This is a genomic window from Comamonas denitrificans, from assembly GCF_017368815.1.
Classification (GTDB): Bacteria; Pseudomonadota; Gammaproteobacteria; order Burkholderiales; family Burkholderiaceae_C; genus Comamonas; species Comamonas denitrificans.
In genome coordinates, this window is the sequence record NZ_JAFNME010000056.1 from 1 (window position 1) to 7,762 (window position 7,762).

General features: G+C 62.8%; 7 protein-coding genes and 1 pseudogene. 5 read left to right on the forward strand and 3 right to left on the reverse strand.

Going from position 1 to position 7,762, the window contains the following annotated elements:
- The coding region (locus J1777_RS13905; RefSeq protein WP_207576275.1) for a transposase at positions 1-93 on the reverse strand (93 nt) is incomplete at its 3' end.
- Positions 94-153: 60 nt separating this feature from the next.
- Between J1777_RS13905 and J1777_RS13910 the strand changes: the two are divergent.
- Positions 154-735: pseudogene (locus tag J1777_RS13910) on the forward strand (DNA polymerase Y family protein); the annotation flags it as partial.
- Here J1777_RS13910 and J1777_RS13915 read toward each other — a convergent pair.
- Complete coding sequence (locus tag J1777_RS13915; RefSeq protein WP_207576270.1) at positions 710-2,314, reverse strand: methyl-accepting chemotaxis protein; 1,605 nt, start codon at positions 2,312-2,314, stop codon at positions 710-712. The pseudogene J1777_RS13910 and the gene J1777_RS13915 overlap by 26 nt on opposite strands.
- 227 nt (positions 2,315-2,541) lie before the next feature.
- Here J1777_RS13915 and J1777_RS13920 point away from each other — a divergent pair, with 227 nt between their 5' ends.
- The 4 genes from J1777_RS13920 to J1777_RS13935 all read left to right on the forward strand — a co-directional run bounded on the left by J1777_RS13920 (position 2,542) and on the right by J1777_RS13935 (position 7,161).
- On the forward strand, positions 2,542-4,098 hold the full coding sequence (locus J1777_RS13920) for a methyl-accepting chemotaxis protein (protein ID WP_207576271.1): 1,557 nt from the start codon (positions 2,542-2,544) through the stop codon (positions 4,096-4,098).
- Positions 4,099-4,267: 169 nt separating this feature from the next.
- Entirely contained in the window at positions 4,268-5,704 is a 1,437-nt protein-coding gene (locus J1777_RS13925; RefSeq protein WP_207576272.1) for a catalase, read from the forward strand.
- A 121-nt stretch (positions 5,705-5,825) separates the two neighbouring features.
- On the forward strand, positions 5,826-6,821 hold the full coding sequence (locus J1777_RS13930) for an LLM class flavin-dependent oxidoreductase (RefSeq protein WP_242700558.1): 996 nt from the start codon (positions 5,826-5,828) through the stop codon (positions 6,819-6,821).
- A gap of 70 nt (positions 6,822-6,891) precedes the next feature.
- A complete protein-coding gene (locus J1777_RS13935) occupies positions 6,892-7,161 on the forward strand; it encodes a hypothetical protein (protein ID WP_207576273.1) in 270 nt (89 codons plus the stop codon).
- A 74-nt stretch (positions 7,162-7,235) separates the two neighbouring features.
- Here J1777_RS13935 and ampD read toward each other — a convergent pair.
- Positions 7,236-7,762, reverse strand: a 527-nt coding sequence (gene ampD, locus J1777_RS13940) for a 1,6-anhydro-N-acetylmuramyl-L-alanine amidase AmpD (RefSeq protein ID WP_207576274.1), incomplete at its 5' end; no start/stop codon positions are given.

Genomic DNA, 7,762 nt, shown 5'->3' on the forward strand with positions numbered 1-7,762 from the left:
GCGGTTGGAGACATCGGCCACGCTGTGGCCGTGGTCAAGGATTTGTTTGACCGCCTCGGTCTTGAATTCTTCGGGGTAACGTTGACTGCTCATACGGGCTCCTATTGGACAGGAAATAGGAGGCTCTTGACTGTCTACAAAACCCTGGGCGATTCAAACGCCAAGCTTGGGCAGCTGGGCATCACCACCATCGGGCAACTGGCTGCCTACCCGGCGCATAAGCTGGTGCAGCACTTTGGCAAGGCCACGGGGGCCTGGCTGCACCGCGCCGCCCACGGCTTGGATGAGCGGCCTGTGCAAACGCACAGTGCGCCGGTGAGCATGAGCCGCGAAACCACCTTTGACCGCGACCTGCACGCTGTGCACGACAAGGCCGAGCTGGGCGCGATCTTTACCTGGCTGTGCGAGCGCGTGGCCGAGGACTTGCAGCGTGCGGGCTACAGCGGGCGCACCGTGGGCATCAAGCTGCGTTTTAGCGACTTTAAAAGCCTCACGCGGGAGATGACGGTGGACACCCTGGTGCAGGATGCTGCCACCATTCGCCGCCTGGCCGGGCTGTGCCTGCGCCGGGCACCGCTGACCCAGCGCCTTCGCCTGCTGGGGGTGCGGGTGGGTAGCCTGCAAGAGGGCGCACCGCCGCCGCTGGCCAAAGAGGATGGGGCCACAGCCAAGACTGCAGCCGGGCCTGCACCAGTGGCGCTGCGGGGGCTTACGCCAGACTTGTTTGGTGGCTGAGAGAGGGCCGGTGCAACAGCTTTTGGCCCAGATGGCGGGCGCTGCTGCCAATGTCAAAAACGCTGATGACTTGCTCCAGCCGACCTGCCTGCTCGCGCAACGAGGCTGCGGCGGCGGCCGACTCTTCCACCAGCGCGGCGTTTTGCTGGGTCATCTGGTCAAGCTGCGTGACGGCGACGTTTACCTGGGTGATGCCATCGCGCTGCTCGTTAGCGGCGGTGGTGATGTCGCTGATGAGGGTGCTGACGCGGCGTGCGCCTTCCACGATTTCGCTCATTGTCTGGCCCGCTTCGGCCACCTGGGCCGAGCCGGTTTGCACCGTATCGACCGAGGAGCCGATCAGCGCCTTGATCTCTTTGGCCGCGTCGGCCGAGCGGCCAGCCAGCGCCCGCACTTCTGAGGCCACCACGGCAAAGCCGCGCCCTTGTTCGCCTGCGCGGGCGGCCTCGACGGCGGCGTTCAGCGCCAGGATGTTGGTCTGGAAGGCAATGCCGTCGATGACCCCGATGATGTCGTTGATCTTGCGGCTGGACTCGGTGATGCGGGCCATGCTGCTGACCACCTGCTCCATCACCGCGCTGCCGCGCTGTGCGGCCTGGGCGGACTGATCGGCCAGCAGGTTGGCCTGCTCGGCCGTTTGCACCGATTGGGCCACGGTGGCGGTGATCTGGGCCATGCTGGCCGAGGTTTGTTGCAGGTTGGCGGCCGTTTGCTCGGTGCGCATGGACAGGTCTTGGTTGCCACTGGCAATTTCATTGGAGGCCAAGGAGACGGTATGGATGCCCTGGTGTACTTCGCCGATCATGCTGTGCAGGCGGCCGGCCATCTGCGACAGTGCCCGCAGCAGCGCACCGAACTCATCGCGGCGGCTGTCGTGGGTTTGCACGCTCAGATCGCCTTCGCCCATGCGCTCAGCGGCATGGATGACGCGCTGCAGCGGCTCGTTAATGGTGCGCACCAGCGCCCAGGTCATCAGCACACCAATGGTAAACAGCAGCACAAAGCCAGCGGCCCCGGCCCACAGGGCGTTGCGGCGGGCGGCTGCGGCATGGTGCAAGGCGGCATCGCGCTGGGCCTCTTGCACTTGGGTGAAGGCATCAAAGCCCTGCAGGTAGCGCTCAAAGACCGGCATCAGCTCCTGGTACACCAGGGTCTGGGTGCTGCCCTCGGCGCGGGCTTGGGGGATTTTTTTCAGCAGCTCCAGCACCTTGCTGCGCTCTTGGCTGATTTGTGCCAGCGCCTGCTTGTCGGCATCCGACTCGGCGTTGGCCGTGATGCGTTTTTGCAGCTCGGCAGAGGCGACCGAGCCAGTTTCCTGGCGGCTGCGAAACAATTGGGCCGTGGCATCGTCGGCCACCAGGATGGCGGCCAGCGTGCGTTCGATATTCGTATCGACAATGCCGCGCCACAGCACGGCATCGGTGATGGTTTGCTCGGCATGCGCGATTTGCTGGTTGGCGCTGTCCACCACATGCGCAAAGCGCCACAGCGTCAGGCTGGCCAGGGTGGGCAAGACCAGCAGCAGCCCCAGGATGGTGGCCCAAAGTTTGTATGAAACCCGAATGTCATTAATTTGCATGACAGCCTTTCTTGCTAGAGAGCACCGTAAGAACGTGAACACGTTCTAAGACCGCATTGCTTATGCCAGAGCACCCCGCCGCAGGGTATCCGGGCTTGTCCCGACAGGCAGGCGCGGGGGATGGGGCTGCCAAGGGCCGCAGCAAGGTCTTCATGCCCAGCGGGGTTTGATCTGCGTCAAGTTCATAAAATAGGCCGCAAACCATATCTATTAAAGGTCAAGACGACATGCGGCTGAATCTGCCCGTTACCCAGCACAACTACGACTATCCGGCCGATGAGCTGCTGGTTTCCACCACCAACCTCAAGGGCGAGATCACCCACTGCAACGGCGCTTTTCAGCGCGTCAGCGGTTTTGATATGGCTGAGCTGCTGGGCCAGCCGCACAGCCTGATTCGCCACCCCGATGTGCCGGCCGCCGCGTTCAAGGATTTGTGGCGCACGATTGGCCGGGGCCAGCCGTGGACGGGCTTGGTAAAAAACCGCCGCAAAAATGGCGATCACTACTGGGTGCGGGCCAACGTCACGCCCATCATGCAGGGCGGCAAACCACGCGAATACCTGTCGGTGCGCACCAAACCCACGGCGCAAGAAATTGACCAGGCCGAAGCCCTGTATGCCGCCATGCGCCAGGCCGCCGCGCAAGGGCGCAGCCATGTCGATATCGTGCAAGGGCGCGTTTATGCCACCGGCTGGCGTGGCAAGCTGCAGCGTGCATTGGAATGGGGAATGCAAGCGCGGCTGCTCGCTTGGCTGCTGGCGCTGCTGGCCAGTGCCGTGCTGCCCGAGGCACTGGGCTGGCAAGGGTCTGCCGCACTGGGCTTGCGAATTGGTTTATTTGTAGCTGTTAGCGCTTTATTCTTAATGCATTTCAGGTCTTTTTGCTTGAAACCCATTGAAAATGCTGCGCAAGAAGCTCTGAAAATTGCAGGATGCAATCTGCAAGCCCCCATTGCCAACGGCTTGACCGGGCCGCTGGGGCAGTTGATGCAGGGCATGCAGCAAATTCAAATCAACCTGCAAGCCGTGGTGGGCGATGTGCGCACTGAAATCAACCAATTCGTGACCACGGCCGCCACCATTGCCCAGGGCAGCGATGCCCTGGCCGACCGTGCCCAGGCCCAGGTGCAAGCGCTGGGCGAAACCACCGCCGCCATGGAGCACATTGCCAGCACGGTGCAAGAGGTGGGCAACGTCACGCAGCGCATGGCCCTGCACAGCCGCGAGAACGAGGTGGTCAGCCAGCAAGGCCAGCAAGTGGTCGCTGAAGTGGGGCAGGCGATGCAGGCCATTCGCGCCAGCTCGGCCCGCATGGGCGAGATCACGGCCACGATTGAAAGCATTGCGTTTCAAACCAATTTGCTGGCGCTGAACGCTGCCGTGGAAGCGGCCCGGGCTGGCGAGCAAGGCCGCGGTTTTGCGGTGGTGGCCGCAGAAGTGCGGGCGTTGGCCCAGCGCAGTGCCGAGGCGGCCAAGGAGATCAACGCCCTGATTGGCAAAACCTTGGACGGCATCCAGCAGGGCCACCAGCGCGTAGCCCAGGCCAATCAAACCATGGCCGACATGCTCCAGGCTGAGCACCAGGTCAGCCAGCTGATTGACATGATTGGCCAAGCGGCGGTGAGCCAGCAAACCGGCATTGGCCAGGTAAACACGGCCGTGCAGCAGATGGAGCAAGTGGTGTACCAAAACGCCGATCTGGCCCAGCAGTCCAGCGCAGCCGCTCAGGCGCTGCGCGGCAGTGCGCGAGGGCTGAAGCAATCGGTGGGGGTGTTTACGCTGTAAGCAAGTGCGGCCCCGCCATGGCCGGGCTGGGACGGTAAACAACTTTCTATATTAAAAATTAACTATCAATAAATTAAATTAATTATCTTGGTGTTTGGGCGGTATTTCTCCTAAGCTGGAGCCCAGTTCAGTGCCTGTTGTGCTGGCTTTGCAAAAAAGGGGAAATCGCATGAAACCGACCAAACTCACCACCGCCGCCGGTTGCCCGGTGGTCGATAACCAAAACGTCATGACCGCCGGCCCGCGTGGCCCGCAACTGCTCCAAGACGTGTGGTTTTTAGAAAAGCTGGCTCACTTTGACCGCGAAGTGATTCCTGAGCGGCGCATGCACGCCAAAGGCTCCGGCGTGTACGGCACTTTTACCGTCACGCACGACATCACCCGCTTTACCCGCGCCAAGCTGTTCTCAAAAATCGGCAAAAAAACCGAAATGTTTGTGCGCTTTTCCACCGTGGCCGGTGAGCGCGGCGCGGCCGATGCCGAGCGCGACATCCGTGGCTTTGCCATGAAGTTCTATACCGAAGAGGGCAACTGGGACCTGGCGGGCAACAACACCCCGGTGTTCTTCCTGCGTGACCCGCTGAAATTTCCCGACCTGAACCACGCCGTCAAGCGCGACCCGCGCACCAACCTGCGCAGCGCCCGCAACAACTGGGATTTTTGGACGCTGCTGCCCGAGGCGCTGCACCAGGTCACGGTGGTCATGTCCGACCGGGGCATTCCGGCCAGCTACCGCCACATGCATGGTTTTGGCTCGCACACCTTCAGCTTCATCAATGCGCAGCACGAGCGTTTCTGGGTCAAATTCCACTTCAAAACCCAGCAGGGCATCAAAAACTGGACGGACGAAGAAGCCGCCGCCGCCGTTGCCAACGACCGCGAAACCCACCAGCGCGATTTGTACGAGGCCATCGAACGCGGCGACTTCCCCAAGTGGACGATGTACGTGCAAATCATGCCCGAGCTGGAAGCCGAGAAGGTGCCCTACCACCCGTTTGACCTGACCAAAGTCTGGCCCAAGGCCGACTACCCGCTGATCGAAGTGGGCGAGTTTGAGCTCAACCGCAACCCGGCCAACTACTTTGCCGAGGTGGAGCAGGCCGCCTTCAACCCCGCCAACGTGGTGCCGGGCATCAGCTTCTCGCCGGACAAAATGCTGCAAGGGCGCTTGTTCTCGTACGGCGATGCGCAGCGCTACCGCCTGGGCGTGAACCACGGCCAAATCCCGGTGAACGCCCCGCGCTGCCCGGTACACAGCTACCACCGCGATGGCGCAATGCGCATGGACGGTAACTACGGCAGCACCCTGGGCTATGAACCCAACGGCTATGGCCAGTGGCAGGAGCAGCCCGACTTTCGTGAGCCGCCCCTGAAAATCAACGGCGCAGCCGACCATTGGGATTTCCGCCAGGACGATGCCGACTACTTCAGCCAGCCGCGCGCCCTGTTTCGCCTGATGACAACTGCGCAGCAGCAGGTGCTGTTTGAGAACACGGCCCGCGCCATGGGCGATGCGCCGGACGAAATCAAGCGCCGCCACATTGCCAACTGCACGCAGTGCGACCCGGCTTACGGCGCGGGCGTGGCCAAGGCGCTGGGCTTGTAAGTACCGAAGTACGCCCCAGATGCATCCTTCACCGGGCTGTCCGCCGGTGAAGGATTTTTTTTTGCGGCCACCGCCGTTGTCGCCAGCCATCCCCTGGGATGGCATTGCCTGAGTACACCCCATGACCCTACCTATTCTCTCTATGCTTGATTTGGTTGCCGTGCGCGAAGGCGGCACCGTGGCCGAGGCCTTGCAGATCGCCGTGCGCACCGCCCAGTGCGCTGAAGATTTGGGCTTTGCCCGCTATTGGTTGGCCGAGCACCACAACATGCCGGGCATTGCCAGCTCGGCCACGGCGGTGCTGGTGGGGCACATTGCCGGGGCCACGCAAACCATCCGCGTTGGCTCGGGCGGCATCATGCTGCCCAACCATGCCCCGCTGGTGGTGGCCGAGGCATTTGGCACGCTGGCCGAGCTGTATCCGGGCCGCATCGACCTGGGCCTGGGCCGCGCCCCTGGCACCGATGGGCACACCATGCGCGCGCTGCGCCGCCATAGCCGGATGGAGTCTGAGGAGGACTTCCCCCGCGATGTGCAAGAGCTGCAGCGCCTGCTGGCCCCGGCGCAGGCAGGCCAGCCCATTGTGGCGGTGCCGGGGGCGGGCACGAATGTGCCGATCTGGTTGCTGGGCTCCAGCCTGTTTTCAGCGCAACTGGCGGCCTACCTGGGGCTGCCGTATGCCTTTGCCTCGCACTTTGCGCCGCGCATGCTGCACCAGGCATTGGCGATTTACCGCCAGACGTTTAAGCCCAGCGCCGCGCTGGCCAAGCCCTACGCCATCGTTGGTGTGCCGGTGATTGCGGCCCCTACGGATGCCGAGGCGCAATTTCTGGCCAGCAGCACCTACCAGCGCGTGCTGGGCATCCTGACGGGCAACCGCACGCGCTTGCAGCCGCCGGTGGAAGGTTTCATGGAGCAGGTGAGTGAGCGCGAACGCGCCGCGATTGCCGACTTTTTGGCCGTGGGCATCATCGGCGGGCCGCAAACGGTGCGTGCTGGCTTGCAGGCGCTGGCCCAGGCTACGCAGGCCGACGAGTTCATGCTGGTTAGCGATGTGTTTGATGCCGATTTGCGCCTGCGCTCGCTACAGCTGACGGCGCAGGCTTTTAGAACGTAAACACGTTCTTAAGCGCGGGCCAAGACGCTGCGCAGGGGCTTACGGCTTGGGCCCAATGGGAAAGGGCCAGATGGCCTGGGGTGCCAGGGTGGTGCTGGCCACGGGTTTTGCTTTTGATTTAGTAGCTTTTTCCGCTTGTTTTACGGCGATTTCAGCGTCAATTGGTTCTGATTTTGTTTTTTTACTTGCGGGAGCAGCTGCTTTTTTTGTTGTTTTGCTGGCGCTGGCGCTGGCACTGGTTTTGCTTTTTGCGGGTGCCGTGGCGGCGGCTTTGGGGGCAGATTGCTTGGTGGTAGAGGAGGTGGTGGCCATGGTTGGGCTTTCTTGGGCTAGGGCGTGAATGCGCGCGCAGCATAGCGGCCTTGCCGGGTTTAATCAAATGCCATGACTGCGAGGACTCTGCCATCGCTACCACTATGTGCCTGCAGGCCGTTGCAGCCGTGCGCGCAGCGGCGCTGGCAACAGGGCCAGCAGCTGCGCCCAGGAAAAACCGGGGCCTGGGTCGTGCTTGCGGCCTGGGGCAATGTGTTCGTGGCCCGCCAGGTGGGCCAGCGGGTACTGGGCGGCCAGTTGTTCTAGCAGCCCCGCCAGGGCGCGGTATTGCGGGGGGGCAAAGGTTGCGCCCTCCAGCCCTTCGAGCTCGATGCCGATCGAGTCGTCATTGCAGTTGCTGCGCCCGCGCCAGGCCGAAGCGCCGGCATGCCAGGCGCGGTCATCGGCGCTGACAAACTGCCACACCATGCCCTGGCGGGTAATGAAAAAATGGGCCGACACTTCCAGGCCGCGAATGCTTTCAAAGTACGGGTGGGCTGCCCAGTCAAGCTGGTTGGTAAACAGTTGCTGCACGCAACCGGTGCCGTATTGGCCAGGCGGCAGGCTGATGGAGTGCAGCACGGCCAGGTCAATGCAGGCCCCAGCGGGTCGGGGGCCAAAGTTGGGGG